Genomic DNA, 21,226 nt, shown 5'->3' on the forward strand with positions numbered 1-21,226 from the left:
GGCTCAGTTCCACTCGACGGCGACGCCGGCCAGGCCCGGCCCGGCGTCGCTGAAGAACGCGCTGCTCACCCCGCCCATGTCGCACGCGAGTTCCTCCGCGACCACCGGGAGGGCGTCGTCGCGCGCGCGGACCTGGCGGGTGCAGCGGGCCGGCAGGGCGTTCCGGTCGAACCGGAGCTGGACCAGGTAACTCGCGCACCGGTCGCGCAGCATCCGGTAGTACCCCGGCGACGCCGAGCCCGAGTCGTCCCGGACCTCGAAGCAGAACACGTGGATGTCGCCCTCGGCGAGCTTGCGGTCGAACAGCAGCTCCGTCGCCATAGTGTCCGCGTCCGGGTTGCGGCGCATCCGCCCGACCCGGCAGCCCTCGTCCGTGATCAGCTCGACGTCGTCGATGCGGCAGCCCGGGTCGCCGTTGTACACCGTCAGGTACCGGTCCGGCCCGTGGCGGCGTGCGCGCGTCACCAGCCGCGTCCGCAGGCTGACCTGGCGATGCTCCGCGTCGAACGTGATCGTGTCGTGGACCGACAGCAGCTCGAGGTCCGCGTTGTAGTGGTTCGACGACGGGTACGCGCCCAGCTCGGCCAGCAGGTCCTCGACGATCGAGCCCATGTCGCCGGACCGCAGGTCGTGGAACGACGCCGCCGGCTGGTGGCCGCGGCGGACCAGGCGGGGCCCGATCAGCACCACCAGGGCGTCCGCCGGCAGCTGGAGGACCGATTCCAGGGCCCGGACCGCGGGCAGCGCCTTCGGCACCTCGGGCTGACGCAGCCCGCGTTGCCAGTAACTCAGCGTCGACTGTCCGATTTGGACGCCGCGCAGCGCCAGGTGGGCGCGCAGCCGGGCCAGCGAGAGCCCGCGATAGGCGATCGCCAGCCGCAACGCGTGGTGGAACTCGCCCGTGCGGAGCGCTTCGGTCAGCTCTTTGGGCAGTTCGGCGACCGATGCCCGGGTCGTGCGGGCGCCATCGATGATCAGTGGGAGGTTCCCGTCTTGTGCCACCGCTCGTCCCTTCACCCGACCAGTGTGTGCGCTGGGCGTGAACACCGCGGAACGTTCACGGTAGCAGCGTAGAGTGGCCGTGCCGACCCCCGTTCAGGGTGGTTGGCCTCGTTGAGGTGAGCGTTCCGCGTTCCGGCTGTGCCCCGGAACGGTCCGTTCCTCCGGATGGCGTTCTTGCTCCTTGTGACCGCGTTGTTCACCGTTGTGACCACCGCTGGTTCGCCCACGTTCGAGCAGGAGGCCGTCCGTGCTGGTGAAGTCGAGCCAGGTCCACGCCGTACTGGCCGTGAGCCTGCTGTTGTGCCTGGTCGCCCCGCTGCAGGCCCAAGCAGCCGCGCCCGGAGTGCCGTCGACCTACCGGAACCAGATCGCCCTGCAGCTCCAGCAGAAGAACCAGTGGTGCTGGGCCGGCGCGGGCAACACCATCGCCGCCTACCACGGCGCGCTCGTCAGCCAGACGCGGTTCTGCCAGCTGGCCCACGGCGAGACCGGCGCCGACTGCGCGAACCTCCCCGGAACGCTCGCCGACCCGCAGCGCGCCTTCGCCCGGCTCGGCTTCGGCTCGCCGGGCCGCTACCTCGACCGGCGCATCTCCTACGCCGACGTCCGGACGCAGACCGCGGCGGACCGGCCGGTCGAGACCCGCGTCGGCTACCGCTCGGGCGGTGGCCACACGCACGTCCTCTACGGCTACGACACCCGCGGCGACTGGGTGTTCTGGGGCGACCCCGGCCCCGCCAAGCGCTACAACTGGTCGACCTACGGCTACTACACGCAGAACTCGTCGTTCACCTGGACGCACACGCTCACCGGGATCGCCCGATGAGCAGGCGGGCGCTCGTGCTCGCCGTGCTGACCGGCGCGGCGCTGCTGATGACGGCTCCGGTGTCAGGCGCGGCCCAGGCCGCCGTCATCAGCAGCGCCGACGCCTCCGCGGCGCACCGCGCGGCCGAGGGGTTGCAGGACGTCCTGGTCCGCTTCTTCGCCCAGGCCCCGGGCGCCCAAGGCCCGGTGAAGGTGCAGATCGCGCCGGACGCCTACGCCGTGTACGAGCTGTCGCCGGACTTCGTCGCGGGCAAGCCCGGCGCGACGCCGGGTGACTTCGCTTACTTCGCGATCCCCGCGCGCGCCTCGGACGGCCGGACGGCGACGCTCTGGTCCGTCCGCGGCACGGACGGCGCCTGGCAGATCGGCAACATCGCCTCGGGCGACGTCGAGGGCGAGTACGCCCGGAAGCTGCCCGCCGGCGCCCAGCTGCTGCACGAACCGCAGGTCGACGCCTGGTACGCCGTCCGCGACGGCCGGGTGACGTCGCTGGCCGACGGCAACGCGGTCGCCGGCTACCAGCGGATCGTCGAGGCGCGCTACGCCGACAAGCTCCCCGGCTCGGCCTACGCCCGCGACGGCGAGGCCGGCGGTTACGACGCGACCTCCCAGGTGATGCCCCGCGGTGACGGCGGCCCGGCACCGTCCGGCCACGACACCGGCTGGGTGCCGCTGCTGATCCTCGTCGGCGTGCTGGCGATCAGCGGCCTCGGCTACGTGTTCCACCTCCGGCGGCACCCCGCCTAGACGAACCGGCGGGCTCGGCGTCGATCCCCTTCCACCGAGCCCGCCGGTCCACCACCGTTACTGTGACTCCCGTGGGTCGATTGGTGGTCATCGAAGGGCTCGACGGCGCGGGCAAGCGCACGCTCGCCGACGGGCTGACGACGGCGCTGGGCGCCGAGGGCGCGAGCGTGGCGTCGCTGGCGTTCCCGCGCTACGGCAAGAGCGTGCACGCGGACCTCGTCCGCGAGGCGCTGCACCGCGGGCACGGCGACCTCGCCGACTCGGTGTACGGCATGGCGATGCTCTACGCGCTGGACCGCAGCGGCGCCGCGGACGAGATCCGCGCGCTGCGGGACGCGCACGACGTCGTCCTCCTCGACCGGTACGTCGCCTCCAACGCCGCGTACGCCGCCGCGCGCCTGCGGCAGGACGCGTCCGGCGAAGTCGTGAAGTGGGTGTGGGAGCTCGAGGTCGACCGCTTCGGCCTGCCGCGCCCGGACGCGCACCTGCTGTTGCGCGTCGCCCCGGCGGTCGCCGCGGAGCGCGCCGAACGCCGTGCGGAGACCGAGACCGGCCGGGAGCGCGACGCCTTCGAAACCGACGACGGCCTCCAGCGGCGGTGCGCGGCCGTCTACGACGAGCTGGCCGCGACGGGCTGGCTCGCGCCTTGGCACGTCCTGGACGGCGTCGCGGGTGTCGACCACGAAGCGCTCGCGAAGACGCTGCTGGGGCAGTAGCGTCGCTACCGGGCGGTGCCTCGTTCCTGGCCCGGTTTGCCCACAGTGGACAGTCGCAGGACGACGGATCTGCGCCCCTCAGGCGCGGGTGAATTCCATGACCCAGTTGCTTTCCCAGGTCCGGCCGCCGTCGGCGGAGAATTCCTGCTCCCACCGCGCGGAGGTGGCGGTGATGTCCGACCAGATGAAGTGGGCCTTGATGGGCCTGCCCTCGTGGGTGTCGTCGCCGTAGAAGTCGCCCCGGCCGTCGCGGAAGGTGCCCACCACCGGCGGTTCGAGCCGTCCGGTGCGGCTGTTGGCCCAGTAGATGGACCACTCCTTCCGTTCGACGTCGAACAGGCGCAGGGTGAAACCGCGGAAACCGCGTTCGGGGAACAGGATTTCCTCGGTGTTGCCGCCGCCGTCGAAGAGCGGCGTGCACGTGGTGGTACCGGTGAAGGTGTCCCAGTCGTCGCAGCCGGAGAACAGCGACTCGAGCCGCCGGGTGACGACGGTCCAGGAGCCGATGAAGAAGTCGAAGTCGGTCATGACGGCGATCTTGCGGGGCTACCCCTGACACCTTCTGTCAGTGGTCGCTGGCAGACTCCGGCGCGTGCGTGCGAGCCGGCTGGTGTCCTTGCTGCTACTGCTGCAGAACCGGGGGAGGATGAGCGCCGCCCGGCTGGCGGCCGAGCTCGGCGTGACCGCGCGGACGGTCTACCGGGACGTCGAAGCGCTCGCCGCGGCCGGCGTCCCGGTCTACGCCGAGGGCGGCCCGAACGGCGGCTACCAGCTGGTGGACGGCTATCGGACCCGGCTCACCGGCCTGACCGAGGGCGAAGCCGGCTCGCTGTTCCTCACCGGGCTGCCGCAGCCGGCCGCCGAGCTGGGGCTGGGGGCCCAGGTGGCCGCCGCCGAGCTGAAGCTGATGGCCGCGCTGCCGACGCCGTACCGCGAGGCGTCGGTGCGGATCCGGCAGCGGTTCCACCTCGACGCGCCCGGCTGGTACCGCGAGGCCGACGCCGTCCCCCAGTTGCTCGCCGCCGCGGAAGCGCTGTGGCGGGACCAGGTCGTCGAGATCCGCTACCGCCGCTGGTCGCCGGCGCCCGGGGTGGTGACGCGGCGGCTGCACCCGCTCGGCCTGGTCCTCAAGGCCGGCGTCTGGTACCTGGTCGCCGGGCCGGAACCGCGGACCTACCGGGTCGGCAACATCGAGGAGTTCCGGGCGCTCGACGAGCACTTCACCCGTCCGGCCGGCTTCGAGCTGGCCGAATTCTGGCGCGCGCACGTCGAACGGTACGAGGAGGCCGGAGACGGCGAGACGGCGCTCGTCCGGCTTTCCCCGGCCGGGATCGTGGCTCTGCCGGACATCCTCGGCCCGCGGGCCGCGCGGCTCGTCGCCCGGACGCTCGAACCCGAAGACGCCGAAGGCTGGCAGCGCGCGGAAATACCGCTGGAGAGCGTGCCCCACGCGTCGGCCGGGCTGCTGCGGCTCGGCGCGGACGCGCAGGTGCTGGCACCCCCGGAACTGGTGGCGCACATGGGAAAGACGATCCGCGAGATGGCGCGGCTCTACCCCTAGTCCCGGAAATACCCCAGCTGCGCGGAAAGCTCCTCCGCCGCCTCGGTCATCGGCTTCACGATCTGCTTCACCCGCTGCTTCGAAAGCCGGTACGACGGCCCGGAAGCGCTCATCGCGGCGACGACATCCCCGCCCGGGCCGTGGATCGGCACGGCCACGGCGTGCATGCCGAGCTCGAGTTCTTCGTAGCAGGCGGCATAACCGTCCTCGACCACCCGGTCCAGCTCGGCCAGCAGCTCCTCCGGCTCGACCGTCGTGCGCGGGGTGTACTGCTCCAGCTTCCGCTTCAGCACCCGCTTGCGCTCGGGTTCCCCCATGTACGCCAGCAGGATCTTCCCGCTCGAGGTCGCGTGCAGCGGCGTCCGCTGGCCCGTCCAGTTCTGCGTGGTGATCGCGGCCGAGCCGCGGGCCTGGCTGATGTTGATGGCGACGCCGTCGTCGGCGATCGCGATGTTCACCGTTTCGCCCAGTTCCTCGGCCAGCGCCAGGCAGCTGGCCCGGCCCAGTTTCGCGAGGTCCATCCGGCCGGTCGCGGCACCGGCCAGCCGGACGACGCCGAAGCCGATGGCGTACTTCCCGCGTTCGCCGAGCTGCTCGACCAGGCCTCTGGTCTCCAGGACGCTGAGCAGGCGCGACGCCGTCGACTTGTGGACCCCCAGTTCGCCCGCGATCTCGGTGATGCCGGTTTCGCCGTTGCGCGCGAGCAGTTCCAGCACGCTGATGGCCCGGTCGACCGATTGCACCTGGCTCTGAGTTGCGTTGCCCGAGTCCTGGTTCCGCATAGCGCAACAGTATCCGTTTCGCGGAGTTCCTATCGGCTGGATGGGCGAATCTCTTGACGAGGACGTCCCCGAACCCGGATTGTTGCGGAAGAGGCACAGAGTCTCACAATGCGCAACTTTCACGTATCGGCTCGGCATCTCGCCAGTCGTTACCCTGAGCCCTCTTCACAGGTCCGTGGAGGCCGCACCGGGGTTCCGGTGCGGCCTCCACGGACCGTCCAAAGCGGCCGGTACCGGCACCCGGATGGAGCAGGGAGTGCGGGCGATCTTGATCTTTCTGGTGGTCAAACACGCGGGTCGTGCGTGCGGGCGCCGGAACTAGTGCGAATATGTGGACATGAAGGCACGTGTTCTCGTGGTCGACGACGACCCCGCCCTCGCGGAGATGCTCACCATCGTGCTCCGTGGGGAGGGGTTCGACACGGCGGTGGTCGCCGACGGCTCACGCGCGCTGCCCGCGCTGCGTGAGCTGAAGCCCGACCTCGTCCTCCTCGACCTGATGCTGCCCGGGATGAACGGGATCGACGTCTGCAAGGCGATCCGCGCCGAGTCCGGGGTGCCGATCGTCATGCTCACCGCCAAGAGCGACACCGTCGACATAGTCCTCGGCCTGGAGTCCGGCGCCGACGACTACGTCGTCAAGCCGTTCAAGCCGAAGGAGCTGGTCGCGCGGGTCCGGGCCCGCATGCGCCGCACGGAGGCCGAGCCGGCGGAATCGCTCACCATCGGCGACCTGGCGATCGACGTGCCGGGCCACGAGGTCACGCGCGAAGGCAAGGCCATCCCGCTGACCCCGCTGGAGTTCGACCTGCTGGTGGCGCTGGCCCGCAAGCCGCGTCAGGTGTTCACCCGCGAGGTGCTGCTGGAGCAGGTGTGGGGCTACCGGCACGCGGCCGACACCCGGCTGGTGAACGTGCACGTCCAGCGCCTGCGTTCGAAGGTGGAGAAGGACCCGGAGCACCCCGAGGTGGTGTTGACCGTTCGCGGTGTCGGGTACAAGGCCGGCCCGCCGTGATGCGGCGATGACTCTCGCGACCGGCAGACGGCTCCCCGCGTTCGCGCGTTCGACGGCACGCCTGGTGCGGCGTGTCGTCGTTTTCGCGCGCCGCCGCGCGGTCGCGTTCAACGAGCTGTGGAAGCACTCGCTGCAGTTCCGCGTCACCGTGTCGACGCTCGCGCTGTCCTCGGCCGTGGTCTTCGTGCTGGGCATGGTGCTGCAGAACCAGATCACCGAGCGGCTGCTGGACACCAAGCGCACGGCGGCGATCGCGCAGACCCGCGCGGCGGCGGAGACGGCCGCCGGCGAGCTCGTCGGCCTCGGCTCGTCCGAGAACGACGAGGCGCTCCGGAACCGGCTCGAAAACGCGCTGAAGAAGATCGCGATCACGCCGACCAGCCAGGACGCGGCCGGGTCGGCGGCGGGCACGTTCGTCCCGGTCCTCGCCAGCGGCGGGCACGACCAGTCTGGCGCCGAGCCGTCGTTCGCGGGGCCGTTCGAGAACGTGCCACCGCGGCTGCGCCAGTTCGTCGAAGCCGACCAGATGAGCTTCCTCGAGCACACCGCGCCCGAGGCCGGCGGCGGCCGCACCACGTACCTGATCGTCGGCACGCCGCTGAACACCGTGGCCGTCCCGCTGCAGCTGTACCTGCTGTTCCCGTTGACGACCGAGCAGAACACCGTCTCGACGGTGCAGAACACGCTGCTGGTCGGCGGGCTCGTGCTGCTGCTCCTGCTGGCGGGCATCACGAACCTGGTGACGCGGCAGGTGGTCCGCCCGGTCCGGCAGGCCGCCGCGGCGGCCGAGCAGTTCGCCGGCGGCGACCTCGACCAGCGGCTCGCCGTGCTCGGCGAAGACGACCTCGCGAAGCTCGCGGTGTCCTACAACGGGATGGCCGCGAGCATCCAGCGCCAGATCCGCCAGCTCGAGGAGTTCGGCGGGCTGCAGCGCCGGTTCACCTCCGACGTCTCGCACGAGCTGCGCACGCCGCTGACCACCGTCCGGATGGCCGCGGACGTGCTGCACGCGTCCCGCGAGCAGTTCCCGGCCGGTCTCGCGCGGTCGACGGAGCTGCTGGTCGACGAGCTCGACCGGTTCGAAGCGTTGCTCGGCGACCTGCTGGAGATCAGCAGGCTCGACGCCGGCGTGGAGGAGCTGGCCGCGGAGTTCATCGACGTCCGGCCGATCGCCACCCGCGCGGTCGAGCAGGTGCGGGTGATCGCCGGCAACGCGGGCAGCTCGGTGGAGCTGGTGCTGCCCGAGGAAGAGGTGATCGCCGAGGTCGACGCCCGCCGCGTCGAGCGGATCCTGCGCAACCTGCTCGCGAACGCCGTCGACCACAGCGAGGGCAAGCCGGTGGTGCTGACGGTCGGGGCGAACGAAACCGCCGTCGCCATCACGGTCCGGGACCACGGCGTCGGCCTGCGGCCCGGCGAGGCCGACCTGGTGTTCAACCGGTTCTGGCGCGCCGACCCGTCGCGCAACCGGCGCACCGGCGGCACCGGGCTGGGCCTGGCGATCAGCCAGGAGGACGCGCGGCTGCACGGCGGCGAGCTCGACGCGTGGGGCGAGCCCGGCAACGGCGCCTGCTTCCGGCTCCTGCTGCCGCGCCAGCAGGACGTGCCCGCGGGGGAGTCGCCGCTGGTCCTGCCGCCGCCCGGCCGGTTCGTCGCCGAGGTGCCGCTCGGGGTCATCGACGTCACGCCGGCGCCGGAGGCGATCTTCGCCGAACGTGAAGGAATCGGTCAGTGAACCACCAGGTTTTCCGGGGGTCCGGGTGGCGGAGCCCCCGGCTCGGGGCGAAGCTCCGGATGAAGCAGCTGTTGCTTTTGGTGCTCTGCTCGGTGTTGCTGGCGGGCTGCGCGAACGTGCCGCTGGAATCGCAACCCCAGGTGGTGCCGGGGGAGCGCCAGGGGCAGAGCCCCGGTGACGTCGTACCGGAGCCGGCGCCGGGCCTCGACCCGCTGTCGCTGGTCCGCGCCTTCATCGGGGCGACGCTCAAGCCGGGGCAGAACAACGCCGCCGCGCGCGCCTACCTGGACGAGCAGGGCCGGGCGAACTGGCGGCCGAGCCGCAACCTGACGATCATCCAGGACACCTTCGGCACGGTCTACGACACCGCTCCGCCGCCGGACCCGAACACGCAGGTCGTCAACGTGCGCGGGATCGACGTCGGCACGCTGGACCAGAGCAGCGCGTTCGTGCCGGACTACACCTCGGCGCTGCTGCAGGTGAAGGTGCGCCGGCAGCCGAACAACCAGTGGCGGATCGTCGACCCGCCCGCCGACCTGTACGCGACCGAGAGCGACTTCAGCGAGAACTACACGCCGGTGCCGGTGAACTTCTACTCGGAGTCGTCGGCCACCTTCGTCCCCGATCGGCGCTACGTCGTCGCGAAGCCGCAGTCGGGCCTGCCGGGCCGGGTGATGGACCTGCTGGTGAACGGGCCGTCGTCGGCTCTGGCCGGGGCGGTGAAGAACCTGCTCGGCGAGCCCATCGAGATCGACACGAACGTCAAGAGCCTCGACGACGGGACGCTGGTGGTCCCGCTGACCGGGCTTTCGGGGGTGCCCGACGACATCCGGAACCTGATCGCCGCGCAGATCGTGCTGTCCCTGCAGTACGTCACGTCGGCCCGGATCCGCATCCTCGCCGACGGCGCCCCGCTCGTGCCGAACCACCCGGACTGGCGGCAGAACGACCTGCCCGCGTACGGCGCGTCGCTGTCGATCGGTTCGCAGCTGCAGGGCCTGATGACGGTCGGCGGCCGGGTCCGGTCCCTCGCCGACGGCGCCCCGGTGGGCGGCCCGGCGGGCAACGGCGGCTACGACGTGGTGAGCGCGGCCCAGTCGATCGACGGCAAGCGCCTGGCGGTGGTCGAGCGCAGCGGCGGCGGCGTCCGCCTGCGCATCGGCGACCTCGGCCACGACCTGGCGCTGACGCCCCTCGGCGGCAGTTCCCTGACCCGCCCCACGTGGCGCCCGGGCACGGGTGAGCTGTGGACGGTGGTCGACGGGCTGTCGGTGGGCCGCATGGTGCTCGACCAGAACGGCCACTGGACGGCGCTGAGCGTCAACGCCACGGACCTGACCCAGCAGGGCGACCTCACGGAGCTCCGGTTTTCCCGCGACGGAACTCGCGTGGCGGCGGTGATCAAGGGCCAGCTGTGGGTGGCCGCGGTGGTCGTCAACGGCGATTCGGTGTCCCTGCGCGAGCCCCGCCACCTCCAGCCCCACGACATCGAGGACGTCGTGGACGTCGACTGGATCGCCGCGGACAGCCTGGTGGCGATCACGAAGTCGTCGTCCCAGCCGGTGGTCAAGGTGACGGTGGACGGCCAGCGCCTGGACGCGTTCAACAGCAGCAACCTCACCCCGACGGTCCACGGCGTGACGGCGGCCCCCAACCACCAGATCGTGGTGGCGGACGCGAACGGCCTCTGGACGGCCTCGGTCCTGGGCGAGGTGTGGCGCCCGCACAGCCACACGATGAAGGACGCGGACCCGTTTTACCCGGGCTGATCTTTCACTCGGGTGAGTGATGGTCGGGCGCCCGAAACTGTCGGTGCCGGTCGTGACACTGTCCGTGTGCTGAAGAGACTGCTCGATCTGCTGATCCCGAGCCGCTGCGCCGCGTGCGGAGCCCGCGGGGAGCCGTGTTGTGCCCGCTGCGAGGGCGTGTGGGGAGCCGCGCGGGAGGTGGTGCGCGGGCCGACCGCGGGGCTGGTCCGGGTGTTCGCGCTGGCCCGGTACCGCGGGGTGGGCCGGAGGTTGCTGATCGCGTACAAGGAGCGGGGGCGCCGGGACCTGGCGCCGTCGCTGGGGCGGGTGCTGGCGGAGGCTTTGGTGGCGCTGCCGTTGATGCCGCCTGAGTCTGGTGGTCTCCGCCTCTCGGGCAACCCTCCTCCCGCCGCCGCGATCCCGCCGCACCCCTCGGCGCGACCGAATGGCGCTCGGGCTCGGCCGGGTGGGCGCCTGGTGTGGTCAGCCCGTACTCGGACCTGGCCGAGCCGGCTTTCGGCGTGGCCGGCGCATGCTCAGGCCGGACTGAGGCGCCTTCTGCCGTGGCCGGCCCGCGCGCGGGCGCGGCTGGCCGGCGCGCCGGCGTGGCCTGGAGCCATCCACCCACACCGGGCCGGCGCCCCGCCGCGTCTCCCAGCCAGCCCCCACCCGGCCGGCGCTCATCCTGCCCTCGCGCTCCTGTCGGCCACCGCCCGTCCGGCTCCGGCGCAACCCATTCCAAAGACCCACCCCTCCACCCGACCAATCTGCCTCGTCCCGGCTCCCAGCCGCCCATCGGCAGCCCGGGTGCGCGGCGGCCCCCACGTCGAGCGCCTCGCCAAAGCAGCCGCCGCCGTCCTGGCCGCCCGTGGCATCCCCGTCACCGTCGCCCCGGCGCTGGAGCTCGCCGGCGCAGCCCGGGATGCGGTCGGCTTGACCCGCGAGCAACGCGCCGCCAACCTTGCCGGCCGCCTGAAGTTCCGCGAAGCGGGCCGCCCGCCTCCGGGCGCCGACATCGTGGTGCTCGACGACGTGATCACCACCGGCGCCACCGCCGCGGCCTGCACCCGGGCTCTGTCGGCGGCGGGCTTCACCGTCTCCGCCGTCCTGACCCTCCTGGCGGCCGGCTGAAAGAACAAAGCGCACAGATCAAAAAGGCTGGTACCGGTTCCGCGCCTCACTTCGATCAAACACCGCCCAAAGCACCTCGCCCCAGCTCAGCCCGCAAAAAGCCACTCGAGAATGCACTTCTCGCGCCTGGGTGAACCTGGCGTCACCTACATGAGTGACAACAAGCGGGAACGCGAACGGACCGGCGCCCGTTGTCCGGGCATGAGGGTGTCGATCACGATCACTCGGCTGCCGCACCACTCCACCGGAGTGGCGGCTGCGGGAGACCGGGCTGTCACCCTCGGCGTCCAGCAGGAGGCAGCGATGCGCCGTCCGTGTGACAGCACGGCGAAAGTAGCGCGTCCGACCAGCGGGTGTTTTGCGGTGCCCACTTCGCGATCACTGCGCGGGGTGACCGAGTCCCATCCCCTGACATCCCCCGGCTCGGGGGCTGTTGTAACGGGCGTGAGGAAGCTAACGTGCTCCGCAATCAGCAATCCCCGCAGGCAGGGAGGTGACGAGCCCATGTCCCTGGCGCCGGAGGTGCGCTGAGTCCGCGCTCGGTCACCGGAACGAGACGTCGTCCACCGTTTCCGAGTTCCTTCTCAGCCCGCGATCCGGGCTTACGTCCCCGCAATACCGGCGCCGTGTGTGAACACAACAGCTCGCAGTCATCTCAGCGAGGGAGGTCGTGTATGGACATCGTCGTTAAGGGCCGCAACGTGGAGGTGCCCGACCACTATCGGGCGCTTGTCAGCGAAAAGCTGGCCCGTCTCGAGCGCTACGACAGGAAAGTCATCCGGTACGACGTGGAACTGTTCCACGAACCCAACCGGCGCCAGGCCAAGAGCTGCCAGCGCGTCGAGATCACCGGAAAGGGGCGAGGCCCGGCCGTACGCGCTGAAGCGTGTGCCGCCGACTTCTACGCGGCGCTCGATTCCGCAGTCACCAAGCTGGAAAACCGGCTGCGGAGGACACACGACCGGAGGCGCGTGCACTACGGCCGCAGCCGTCCGGAATCGGTCGCCGAAGCGACCTCGGCACTGCCGGGTGGTGGATCCCCGGCCGCAGCCAGTCCCGCCGCGCGTACCGCGGTGTTGGACGCACCCGAAGCCGAACCGCAGGCGAACGGCTTCGCGAGTGCCGAAGAATTCCACCTGCCCCAGCAGCAGAGCTGGACCGACGACGACCTGGGTCACCAGCCCGGCCGCGTCGTTCGCGAGAAGCAGCACACCGCGGAGCCCATGACGGTGGACCAGGCTCTCTACGAGATGGAGCTGGTCGGCCACGACTTCTACCTCTTCAACGACTCCGACGCGGGCCGGCCCAGCGTGGTCTACCGGCGGAAAGGCTTCGACTACGGCGTGATCCGGCTCGGCTGAGCCGGACTCGAAGGAGGCCAGCCGGAGGGTCCGCACGCGCTCGCGTGCGGGCCTTCCGCATGTCAGAACCTACGGCGTGTGCACACGAGGGCCACCGTTCCCTACGATGGGGGTGGGAAGGTGGTGCCGAACACGGCCGCCACCGCGGGAGAACCTGCCCGGGACCGGCCTGGGCGCGCTCATATTCAGCTAGTGAGGTCGACCGGATGGTGCTGAACCGCCTGCTCCGCGCGGGTGAGGGCAAGATGGTGAAGCGGCTGCGCAACATCGCCGATCACATCAACACCCTCGAAGACGACGTCAAGGACCTGACCGACGCCGAGCTGCGGGCCAAGACCGAGGAGTTCCGCAAGCGGAACGGCGACGGCGAATCCCTCGACGACCTGCTCCCGGAGGCCTTCGCGGTCGTCCGGGAAGCGGCCAAGCGGGTGCTGGGCCAGCGCCACTTCGACGTCCAGCTGATGGGCGGCGCGGCGCTGCACCTCGGCCAGGTCGCCGAGATGAAGACCGGCGAGGGCAAGACGCTCACCTGCGTCCTCCCCGCCTACCTCAACGCCATCCCGGGCAAGGGCGTCCACGTCGTCACGACGAACGACTACCTGGCCAAGCGCGACTCGGAGTGGATGGGCCGCATCCACCGCTTCCTCGGCCTCGAGGTCGGCGTCATCCTGTCGGAGCAGCAGCCGGACGTGCGGCGCTCCCAGTACAACGCCGACATCACCTACGGCACGAACAACGAGTTCGGCTTCGACTACCTGCGCGACAACATGGCGTGGAGCCTCGACGACTGCGTGCAGCGCGGGCACAACTTCGCCATCGTCGACGAGGTGGACTCGATCCTCATCGACGAGGCCCGGACGCCGCTGATCATCTCCGGCCCGGCCGACCAGTCGTCGCGCTGGTACGTCGAGTTCGCCCGGCTCGCCCCCCTCATGCAGGGCATCGACACCACCACGATGGGGTCGCGCGAGCGCGTCGAGAAGACGAACCTGATCAACTCGAAGTACCACTACGAGGTCGACCAGCGGAAGCGCACCGTCGCCGTCACCGAGAAGGGCGTCCGGTTCGTCGAGGACCAGCTCGGCATCGACAACCTGTACGAGGCCGCGAACACCCCGCTGGTCGGGTACCTGAACAACGCGCTGAAGGTCCAGGAGCTCTTCCACCGCGACAAGGACTACATCGTCCGCAACGGCGAAGTCATGATCGTCGACGAGTTCACCGGGCGCATCCTGCACGGCCGCCGCTACAACGAGGGCATGCACCAGGCGATCGAGGCCAAGGAAAAGGTCGAGATCAAGGCCGAGAACCAGACCCTGGCGACGATCACGCTGCAGAACTACTTCCGCCTCTACGAGAAGCTGTCCGGCATGACCGGTACGGCCGAGACCGAGGCCGCGGAGTTCCACCAGACCTACAAGCTGGGTGTGGTGCCGATCCCGACGAACCGGCCGATGATCCGCGTCGACCAGGCGGACCTGATCTACAAGACCGAGCAGGCCAAGTTCGAGGCCGTCGCCGAGGACATCGCCGAGCGGCACGAAAAGGGCCAGCCGGTCCTGGTCGGCACGACCAGCGTCGAGAAGTCCGAGCACCTGTCGAAGCTGCTGGTGAAGCTGAGCGTCCCGCACGAGGTGCTGAACGCGAAGCACCACGACCGCGAGGCGCTGATCGTCGCGCGCGCCGGTCAGAAGGGCGCCGTCACGGTCGCCACGAACATGGCCGGCCGCGGTACCGACATCGTGCTGGGCGGCAACCCCGACCTCATCGCCGACCAGGTGCTGCGCGAGCGCGGCCTGGACCCGGTCGAGCACTCCGAGGAGTACGAGGCCGCGTGGCCCGAGGTCCTCGAGCAGGTCAAGGCGGAGTCGAAGGCCGAGGGCGAAGAGGTCCGCGAGGCGGGCGGGCTCTACGTGCTGGGCACCGAGCGGCACGAGTCGCGCCGCATCGACAACCAGCTCCGCGGTCGGTCCGGCCGTCAGGGCGACCCGGGCGAGTCCCGCTTCTACCTCTCGCTCGGTGACGAGCTCATGCGCCGCTTCAACGCGACGATGGTCGAGCGCGTCATGACGACCATGCGGCTGCCCGACGACGTGCCGATCGAGCACAAGATGGTCTCCAAGGCCATCAAGAGCGCGCAGACCCAGGTCGAGCAGATCAACATGGAGCAGCGCAAGGACGTCCTCAAGTACGACGAGGTCATGAACGAGCAGCGCAAGGTGATCTACGCCGAGCGCCACCGCGTCCTCGCCGGCGAGAACCTGCGCGACCAGATCGAGGGCATGCTCGAGGACGTCGTCAACGCCTATGTGGACGGTGCGACGGCCAACGGCTACGCCGAGGACTGGGACCACGAGAAGCTGTGGTCGGCCCTGAAGCAGCTCTACCCGGTCTCGGTGACCTGGGACGAGCTGATGGACGACGGCGACCTCGACGCCGACGGCCTGCGCCAGGCGCTGCTCGAAGACGCCCGCCGCGCCTACGACCAGCGCGAAGAGGAGATCAACGCGCTCGTCGGCCCGGAGGGCATGCGGACCCTGGAGCACCAGGTGATGCTGACGGTCCTCGACCGCAAGTGGCGCGAGCACCTGTACGAGATGGACTACCTCAAGCAGGGCATCGGCATGCGGGCGCTGGCGCAGCGCGACCCGCTGATCGAGTACCAGCGCGAGGGCTTCGACATGTTCCGCGCGATGCTCGACTCGCTGAAGGAGGAGGCCGTCGGCTTCCTGTTCAACCTGCAGGTCGAGCGCGCCGAGGCGCCCCCGGCCGAGGAGGCCTCGGCGCTGCCGACGGGCGTCCCGACCGGCAACGGCCAGGCGACCGAAGGCCGCCACGCGCGTCCGGCGCCGCCGCAGCCGCCGACGACCGACACCGAGTCCGTCCCGGCCGCCCTGCGCGGCAAGGGTCTCGGCGGCGGTGGCCAGCAGTCGGGCATGATGCTGTCCGGTCCGGGCGAGGACGGCGAGGTCGAGTCCCACGCCGAGGGCGGGGCGCAGGCCGCGGGCGGTGGCGCCGGCGGTACGCGTCGCGACCGTCGCGCCGCCCAGCGTGACGCCGCCAAGAAGGGCAAGAAGGGCCCGCGTCGCTGACACGGGTGTCGATCGGGGCGCGCGGCGAGATCCGCGCGCCCCGGTTTCGTTGATGGGGGTTTTGTGACGTCGGCAGATCCACAGGAGTTCTTCGCGCTGTTCGGCGCCGAGCGGCGGCCGGACCCGTACCCGCACTACCGCCGCTGGCGCGAGGCCCGCCCGGCGGCGGCCCTCGCGGAGCGGATGTTCGTGGTCAGCGGCCTCGCCGAGGCCACGCAGGTGCTGCGTGATCCGGCCTTCGGGCATCCGGAACCCGAGTACCTCGACCCGGCGGACCGCCTCCCGGACCAGCCGGTCGACGAATCGGGACGCGTGGTCCGGGCGTTCCTGTCGCTGAACCCGCCGGATCACACGCGCTTGCGGCGGCTGGTGGCGAAGGCGTTCACACCGAGGATGGTCGAGCAGCTGGCACCGCGCATCGAGGAGCTCGCGGCAGCGCTCATCGACCGCGCGCCGGCGGAGTTCGACGTGATGACGGCGTTCGCGAAGCCGCTGCCGGTCGAGGTGATCGCGGAACTCCTCGGCGTGCCACTGGACGACCGTGAGCGCTTCGCGGAGTGGTCGCACGCAATGGCGCGGGCCCTGGACCCGCCGTTCCTGCAGCCCCCGGACACGCTCGAACCGGCGGTCAGGGCACGGCAGTCGTTCGTCGCGTACTTCCGCGAACTGGCGGCCGACCGCCGGCGCGAACCGGGCGACGACCTGCTGTCGGCGCTGGTGGCGGTCTCGGACGCGGGCGACGTGCTCACCGAGGGCGAGCTCCTGGTGACGTTGACGCTCCTGCTGATCGCCGGCCACGAGACGACGACGAACCTGATCGGCAACGGAGTGCTGGCGCTGTTGCGCTCCCCGGAGGGCCTGAAGCCCTTGGGAGCGGACGGCGAGAACGCGGCGCGCGTGGTGGAGGAGGTCCTGCGCTACGACTCGCCGGCCCAGCTGACGGCCCGAACGGCCCTGCGCGACACGACGCTGGCGGACCTGCCGATCCCGGAGGGCAGCCAGGTGATCGTGGTGATCGGAGCGGCCAACCGCGACCCGGCCACGGGCCCCGCCCCGGACTCCTTCGACCCGGCGCGGGAGCCGGGCCGGCATTTGGCGTTCGGCCAGGGGATCCACTTTTGTTTGGGAGCGCCGTTGGCGAGGTTGGAGGCCCGGATCGCCTTCCGCGAGCTGGCCCGCCGCCGCCCAGGCCTGAGGTTGGCGGGAACACCGACCTGGAACCCCACGGCAACCCTGCGCGGCTTGTCGAGCCTCCCGGTAACCGGCAGCGATTAGCCACGGCTCGGCTGGCCCGCGCCGAACGCGGCCTCGCCTGGCCGCCGACCGGCGCTGCGGACGTGCCTTCACGGCCCCTGCTTGGCCGCCGATGGCAGACTGCGCCGCGCCGGCGCGTTCGACGCGGCGCACTTCCCGCGGCCGGTCCCATCGCAATCGCCGCCCAGGGGCCGCGCCGGCCCGGCGCGACCCCTGGACCAGCCGAAGCCCCAGCCGGCCCTCGGCGGCGAGCGGCCCCCACCGCTGCACCTCAAGCCGCGCGCCGGAGCGGGTTTGCCGGGTGCTGTGGCTTCAACAGGGCGAACCGCTCGCACCGCCAGCCCGCCGGTGTCCGCACGAACCTTGCCGCCAGGGCGAACGAACGGCCGTCCGCCTCCACGCGGGCGCAGGCCTCCACCACCTCCGGTGCCGGGCTGCACGTGTGGATCGTCTGCGTCCGGTGCCGGGGCCTCGGCCGGCGGGGCCCGGCCAGCCCGGCGAACACCTCCGGCGCCACCAGTGCGCGGACCTGCGCCGCCGGGCGGCGGCCGTCGTACGCCTCCAGCAGCATGTTCAGCAGGTGGCCCACTTCGCCCGCCTCGCCCGGTCTCGGCGCCGGGCAGCGCGCGCGTTCCTCCTCCCGCTGAGGCACCTGCCGGCCGTCCGCCGGCCGCGGCACCTCGCAGTCGATCAACGTCCGCAACCGATGTTCCTCGATCATTTTCTGCCCTCCCTGAGTCGGCTTTCGCTTAGAGGCGAGAACGGGCCGGAAAAGAACCGCGAATCGCTCGATCAGGGCGAGAACCGCCGAACTGTGGATTCCAGTCGCCGGATACGGTAGGTGGACCACTCTGCGGGACACGTCACAACGCGCCCGGCTATTGTGTGCCGGTGCTGAAAGGGTTATTGGTCGATTTCGCCGGAGTTCTCACGGACCCTGACGCCGGCCGGTTCTACGACTACCTGGCGGCCGCGCGCGAACGGGGCGTCCGCACCGCGCTGCTGTCCAACGCTCCCGGCGCGTCGAGCGAGGTCAAGAAAACCATGTTCGCCTATTTCGACGCTCTGGTGTTTTCCGGCGAGGTCGGCGTGGCGAAACCGGATCCGGCCGTCTACCTGATCGCGGCCGACCGGCTCGGGCTGCCGGTCGCGCGCTGCGCGTTCGTCGACGACTCCGCGACGAACATCCGCGGCGCCGTCCAGGCGGGCATGGTCGGGGTGCACCACCGGTCGGTCAGCGAGACGCTGGACGAACTCGCCGTGTTGTTCCCCACCGGTTGAGGGTCAGCGCGCGCGGCGGACCAGCTCGAACGACACCACCGCGGCGGCGGCCGAGACGTTCAGCGACTCGACGTCGCCCGGCATCGGGATCGACAGCCACTCCGTGACGAGCTCGCCGACCTCCGGCCCGACCCCGGCCGTCTCGCCGCCGAGGACGAACGCGGCGCGCTGCGGCAGGTCGACGTCGAACACCGTGGTGCGCGCCGACGCGCCCAGCGCGTAGAGCCCGTAGCCGGCTTCGGTGAGCAGCTCCGCGGCCTCGCGCGCCGAGCCGCAGCGCAGCACCGGCGCGCGGAACGCCACCCCGGCCGAGGCCTTGACCACCAGCGGATCCAGCGCCGCGACGCCGCGCCGGGGCACGATCACGCCGTCCAGCCCGGCCGCGGTCGCCGTCCGCAGGATCATGCCGACGTTCGCGGGGGTGGTGATGCCGTCCAGCAGCAGCACCCGCGACGGCGGCCGCCGGTCGGCCAGCGCCGCGGAAAGCGCTCGCATCCGTGGGGCGACGACGTCGGCGAGCACACCTTGGTCCTGCTTGCCGTTGCCGGCGAGGACCTTGACCCGGTGCGCGCTGGCGCGCTGCACCGGCACGCCGGCGGCCTTCGCCGCGCGCTGGATCTCGGCGGCGCCGGGGCCGCGGGCGGTGTCGGCGAGGATCACCTTGTCCACGCGCAGGCCGTCGTCGGCCAGTGCCTCGAGCACCGGCTTCCGTCCGTACACGGTCAGGAACCGGTCCTTCGGCGAGATCGTCGACTCATCACCCACACCCCGCAGTCTTCCACTGTGTAAGGATCGGCCCATGCCCGACCGCCTTTCCGCGCTGGACGCCTCGTTCCTGTACGTCGAGGACCACGCGACCCCGATGCACGTTGGCGGCGTGGCGATCTTCGAGCGGCCGCGCTCCGGGTTCGGCTACCCCCAGCTGGTCGACCTCATCGGCGGGCGCCTGGCGTACCTGCCGCGGTACCGGCAGCGCGTGCTGGAGGTGCCGGGTCACCTGGCGCGGCCGGTGTGGGTGGACGACGTCGACTTCGACCTGAACTACCACGTCCGGCGCTCGGCGCTGCCTCAGCCGGGCAGTGACGAGCAGCTGTTCGACCTGGTCGCGCGCCTGATGTCGCGGCGGCTGGCGCCGGAGCGGCCGCTCTGGGAGGCGTACTTCATCGAAGGCCTGTCCGGCGACCGGGTGGCGCTGGTCACGAAGACCCACCAGTCCGTTGTGGACGGTGTCGGCACGATCGACCTCGGCCAGCTCATCCTCGACCCGGCGCCGGCCGAGCCGGAGCCGTTCGAGGACATCTGGACGCCGCGCCGCGAGCCGAGCCGCACCCAGCTGGTGCTGGACGCGATCAGCGAGGGCGTCCAGCGGCCGGGCGAGGTGGTGGAGAACGTCCGGTCGGCGGCGAACGACGCCTTCGCGGCGGCGGGCAAGTTCGCCGAGACGGTCGGCGGGGTGGCGTCGACGCTGCGCACGCTGGTCAGCCCGGCGCCGCCGGGGCCGCTGAACGTCCGGGTCTCGGGCGGCCGCGTGTTCGCGGTGGTCCGCACGCGGCTGGAGGACTTCCGCAAGATCCGCGCGGCGCACGGCGGCACGGTCAACGACGTCGTCCTCGCGGCCATCACCGGCGCCCTGCGTGAATGGCTCCTGTCGCGCGAGGTCCAGCTGACGCCGAACACGACGATCCGCGCGCTGGTGCCGCTGGCGGTCCGCGACGCCGAGACGCCCGGCTACTCGACGCCGGGGCTGGTCGGCAACCAGGTGGCGGCGTACCTGGTGGACCTGCCGGTGGGCGAGCCGAACCCGGTCCTGCGGCTCCAGCACATCGGCCACGCGATGGCCGAGCACCTCGATTCGGGCCGTTCGGTGGCGGCGCGCGGCCTGCTCAAGGTCGGCGGCTTCGCCCCGGCTACGCTCCACTCGCTCGGCGCGCGGGCGGCGGGGTCGCTGTCCGGGCGCATCTTCAACGTCATGGTGACCAATTCACCGGGCCCCCAGGTGCCGATGTACGCGGGAGAGGCCAGACTGGTCGAGATGTTCCCGGTGATGCCGCTGATGCGCACCCAGGCGCTGGCGATCGGGGTGACGTCGTACCACGGCGGCGTCTACTTCGGACTGAACGGCGACCGCAAGGCCGCGTTCGACGTGGATCTCGTGGCCGGGATGATCGAAGAGTCCCTGGAAGAGCTGAAGGGTGCGCACTGGTGAGGGTCTATCTGCCTGCGACCATCGCGATGCTTCGCGACCTCGAAACCTCGGGGGAGTTCCGCGCCCGCAGCGGAACGGCGTTCGCGCTGACGCCGGCGTTGCGCGAGGCGTACGTGAGCGGGTCGGACGAGGAGCTGGAGTACGCGGCGCTGCTGGACGCGGCCCGGGCTTCGCTGCGCCTGATCGCGGCGGAGGAGAAGGGCGAGCCGCGCCGGGTGGTGGTGTCGGCGGACGTTTCCGGAGTGACTTTGCGTCCGGACCTGGACGCGCCGGTGGTCCGCATCGGCGGCCCGATCCCGATGTCGGCGGTGGCGGCGATCCACGTGGACGCCCCGGAGGCGGCGGAGGCGGTGGCCGCCGCGGCGGCGGTGATCGACGCGGCTGACCTGGGGGATCCGGATGCGGAGTTCACGCTCGGGGACGCCGAGGACCATGAGCTGGCTTGGTATGCGCCGCAGGAGCTGCCGTTCCTGCTGGAGCTGCTCTGAGTTGTCCTCATTGGGGGGCGGCCTGTGGATAACCGGCTCTGAACTGGGGTTTTGTCGGTGGGTGCCGGTAGAGTGGAACTGGGGACGCCCCCCGTGGTGGGTGGGGGTTTGTTGGGGGCGGGGGTTGGGCTGAGGCGGCGAAATGGTCGCTGTTGTGGGTGGGTGGTCTGCCCTGGAAGTGCAGCTGACTCGGGCGGTTCTTGGTGCCCACCACCCCGAAGCCGTGATTGTCACTACGGCCGGTGGTACCGCGTCAAGGCGGGAAAGATGCCTTGACCCGGC

At 71.2% G+C, this 21,226-nt stretch carries 18 protein-coding genes and 1 pseudogene; 14 read left to right on the forward strand and 5 right to left on the reverse strand.

Features of this window, described 5'->3' with window-relative positions; translation table 11 throughout:
- Window positions 1-3: 3 nt before the first annotated feature.
- Entirely contained in the window at window positions 4-1,002 is a 999-nt protein-coding gene (locus tag ACWEVN_RS18695) for a hypothetical protein (RefSeq protein ID WP_003085563.1), read from the reverse strand.
- A 247-nt stretch (window positions 1,003-1,249) separates the two neighbouring features.
- Here ACWEVN_RS18695 and ACWEVN_RS18700 point away from each other — a divergent pair, with 247 nt between their 5' ends.
- The 3 genes from ACWEVN_RS18700 (at window position 1,250) to ACWEVN_RS18710 (ending at window position 3,290) form a co-directional block, all read left to right on the forward strand.
- Window positions 1,250-1,828 (forward strand): papain-like cysteine protease family protein, encoded by a 579-nt coding sequence (locus ACWEVN_RS18700; protein WP_452052066.1) that lies wholly within the window; start codon window positions 1,250-1,252, stop codon window positions 1,826-1,828.
- Entirely contained in the window at window positions 1,825-2,574 is a 750-nt protein-coding gene (locus tag ACWEVN_RS18705; RefSeq protein WP_452052067.1) for a hypothetical protein, read from the forward strand. The genes ACWEVN_RS18700 and ACWEVN_RS18705 overlap by 4 nt, the downstream gene beginning before the upstream one ends.
- A 62-nt stretch (window positions 2,575-2,636) precedes the next feature.
- On the forward strand, window positions 2,637-3,290 hold the full coding sequence (locus ACWEVN_RS18710; RefSeq protein WP_452052068.1) for a dTMP kinase: 654 nt from the start codon (window positions 2,637-2,639) through the stop codon (window positions 3,288-3,290).
- A 78-nt stretch (window positions 3,291-3,368) separates the two neighbouring features.
- On the opposite strand, the gene ACWEVN_RS18715 is transcribed toward ACWEVN_RS18710, so the two are convergent.
- Window positions 3,369-3,818 carry a hypothetical protein gene (locus ACWEVN_RS18715; RefSeq protein WP_449686668.1) on the reverse strand — a complete coding sequence of 150 codons (450 nt, stop codon included), beginning with the start codon at window positions 3,816-3,818 and terminating at the stop codon, window positions 3,369-3,371.
- Between the two features lie 64 nt (window positions 3,819-3,882).
- Between ACWEVN_RS18715 and ACWEVN_RS18720 the strand changes: the two genes are divergently transcribed.
- A complete protein-coding gene (locus ACWEVN_RS18720; RefSeq protein WP_452052069.1) occupies window positions 3,883-4,851 on the forward strand; it encodes a helix-turn-helix transcriptional regulator in 969 nt (322 codons plus the stop codon).
- On the opposite strand, the gene ACWEVN_RS18725 is transcribed toward ACWEVN_RS18720, so the two are convergent.
- Window positions 4,848-5,633 (reverse strand): IclR family transcriptional regulator, encoded by a 786-nt coding sequence (locus tag ACWEVN_RS18725; RefSeq protein WP_449686666.1) that lies wholly within the window; start codon window positions 5,631-5,633, stop codon window positions 4,848-4,850. The genes ACWEVN_RS18720 and ACWEVN_RS18725 overlap by 4 nt on opposite strands.
- 337 nt (window positions 5,634-5,970) lie before the next feature.
- On the opposite strand from ACWEVN_RS18725, the gene mtrA reads away from it, so the two are divergent.
- The 7 genes and pseudogenes from mtrA to ACWEVN_RS18760 all read left to right on the forward strand — a co-directional run bounded on the left by mtrA (window position 5,971) and on the right by ACWEVN_RS18760 (window position 16,990).
- Complete coding sequence (gene mtrA / locus ACWEVN_RS18730) at window positions 5,971-6,648, forward strand: MtrAB system response regulator MtrA (protein ID WP_005150760.1); 678 nt, start codon at window positions 5,971-5,973, stop codon at window positions 6,646-6,648.
- Between the two features lie 7 nt (window positions 6,649-6,655).
- Window positions 6,656-8,383, forward strand: a complete 1,728-nt coding sequence (mtrB, locus tag ACWEVN_RS18735) for an MtrAB system histidine kinase MtrB (RefSeq protein ID WP_452052070.1) — start codon at window positions 6,656-6,658, stop codon at window positions 8,381-8,383.
- Between the two features lie 59 nt (window positions 8,384-8,442).
- Entirely contained in the window at window positions 8,443-10,152 is a 1,710-nt protein-coding gene (locus ACWEVN_RS18740) for an LpqB family beta-propeller domain-containing protein (protein ID WP_452052071.1), read from the forward strand.
- A gap of 786 nt (window positions 10,153-10,938) precedes the next feature.
- Window positions 10,939-11,262, forward strand: a complete 324-nt coding sequence (locus tag ACWEVN_RS18745; RefSeq protein WP_452052072.1) for a hypothetical protein — start codon at window positions 10,939-10,941, stop codon at window positions 11,260-11,262.
- A gap of 674 nt (window positions 11,263-11,936) precedes the next feature.
- On the forward strand, window positions 11,937-12,623 hold the full coding sequence (hpf, locus tag ACWEVN_RS18750; RefSeq protein ID WP_449686662.1) for a ribosome hibernation-promoting factor, HPF/YfiA family: 687 nt from the start codon (window positions 11,937-11,939) through the stop codon (window positions 12,621-12,623).
- A 206-nt stretch (window positions 12,624-12,829) separates the two neighbouring features.
- A pseudogene (secA, locus tag ACWEVN_RS18755) lies at window positions 12,830-15,380 on the forward strand (preprotein translocase subunit SecA); the annotation flags it as partial.
- A gap of 398 nt (window positions 15,381-15,778) precedes the next feature.
- The gene (locus tag ACWEVN_RS18760) at window positions 15,779-16,990 is read left to right on the forward strand and encodes a cytochrome P450 (protein ID WP_452052073.1); all 1,212 of its coding nucleotides are present in this window, start codon (window positions 15,779-15,781) and stop codon (window positions 16,988-16,990) included.
- 250 nt (window positions 16,991-17,240) lie between these two features.
- Here the strand turns inward: ACWEVN_RS18760 and ACWEVN_RS18765 are convergent, their stop codons facing one another.
- Entirely contained in the window at window positions 17,241-17,690 is a 450-nt protein-coding gene (locus ACWEVN_RS18765; RefSeq protein ID WP_452052074.1) for an Rv3235 family protein, read from the reverse strand.
- A 185-nt stretch (window positions 17,691-17,875) separates the two neighbouring features.
- Between ACWEVN_RS18765 and ACWEVN_RS18770 the strand changes: the two genes are divergently transcribed.
- Window positions 17,876-18,250: an HAD-IA family hydrolase gene (locus ACWEVN_RS18770; protein ID WP_449686683.1), complete on the forward strand. Its 375-nt coding sequence runs from the start codon at window positions 17,876-17,878 to the stop codon at window positions 18,248-18,250.
- Between the two features lie 3 nt (window positions 18,251-18,253).
- On the opposite strand, the gene ACWEVN_RS18775 is transcribed toward ACWEVN_RS18770, so the two are convergent.
- Window positions 18,254-19,015 carry a TrmH family RNA methyltransferase gene (locus ACWEVN_RS18775; protein ID WP_310973432.1) on the reverse strand — a complete coding sequence of 254 codons (762 nt, stop codon included), beginning with the start codon at window positions 19,013-19,015 and terminating at the stop codon, window positions 18,254-18,256.
- Window positions 19,016-19,049: 34 nt separating this feature from the next.
- On the opposite strand from ACWEVN_RS18775, the gene ACWEVN_RS18780 reads away from it, so the two are divergent.
- Entirely contained in the window at window positions 19,050-20,456 is a 1,407-nt protein-coding gene (locus ACWEVN_RS18780; protein WP_449686659.1) for a WS/DGAT/MGAT family O-acyltransferase, read from the forward strand.
- Window positions 20,453-20,944 (forward strand): DUF6912 family protein, encoded by a 492-nt coding sequence (locus ACWEVN_RS18785; protein WP_449686658.1) that lies wholly within the window; start codon window positions 20,453-20,455, stop codon window positions 20,942-20,944. The genes ACWEVN_RS18780 and ACWEVN_RS18785 overlap by 4 nt, the downstream gene beginning before the upstream one ends.
- The last annotated feature ends 282 nt before the right edge of the window (window positions 20,945-21,226 follow it).

The organism is Amycolatopsis sp. NPDC003861 (genome assembly GCF_053605405.1).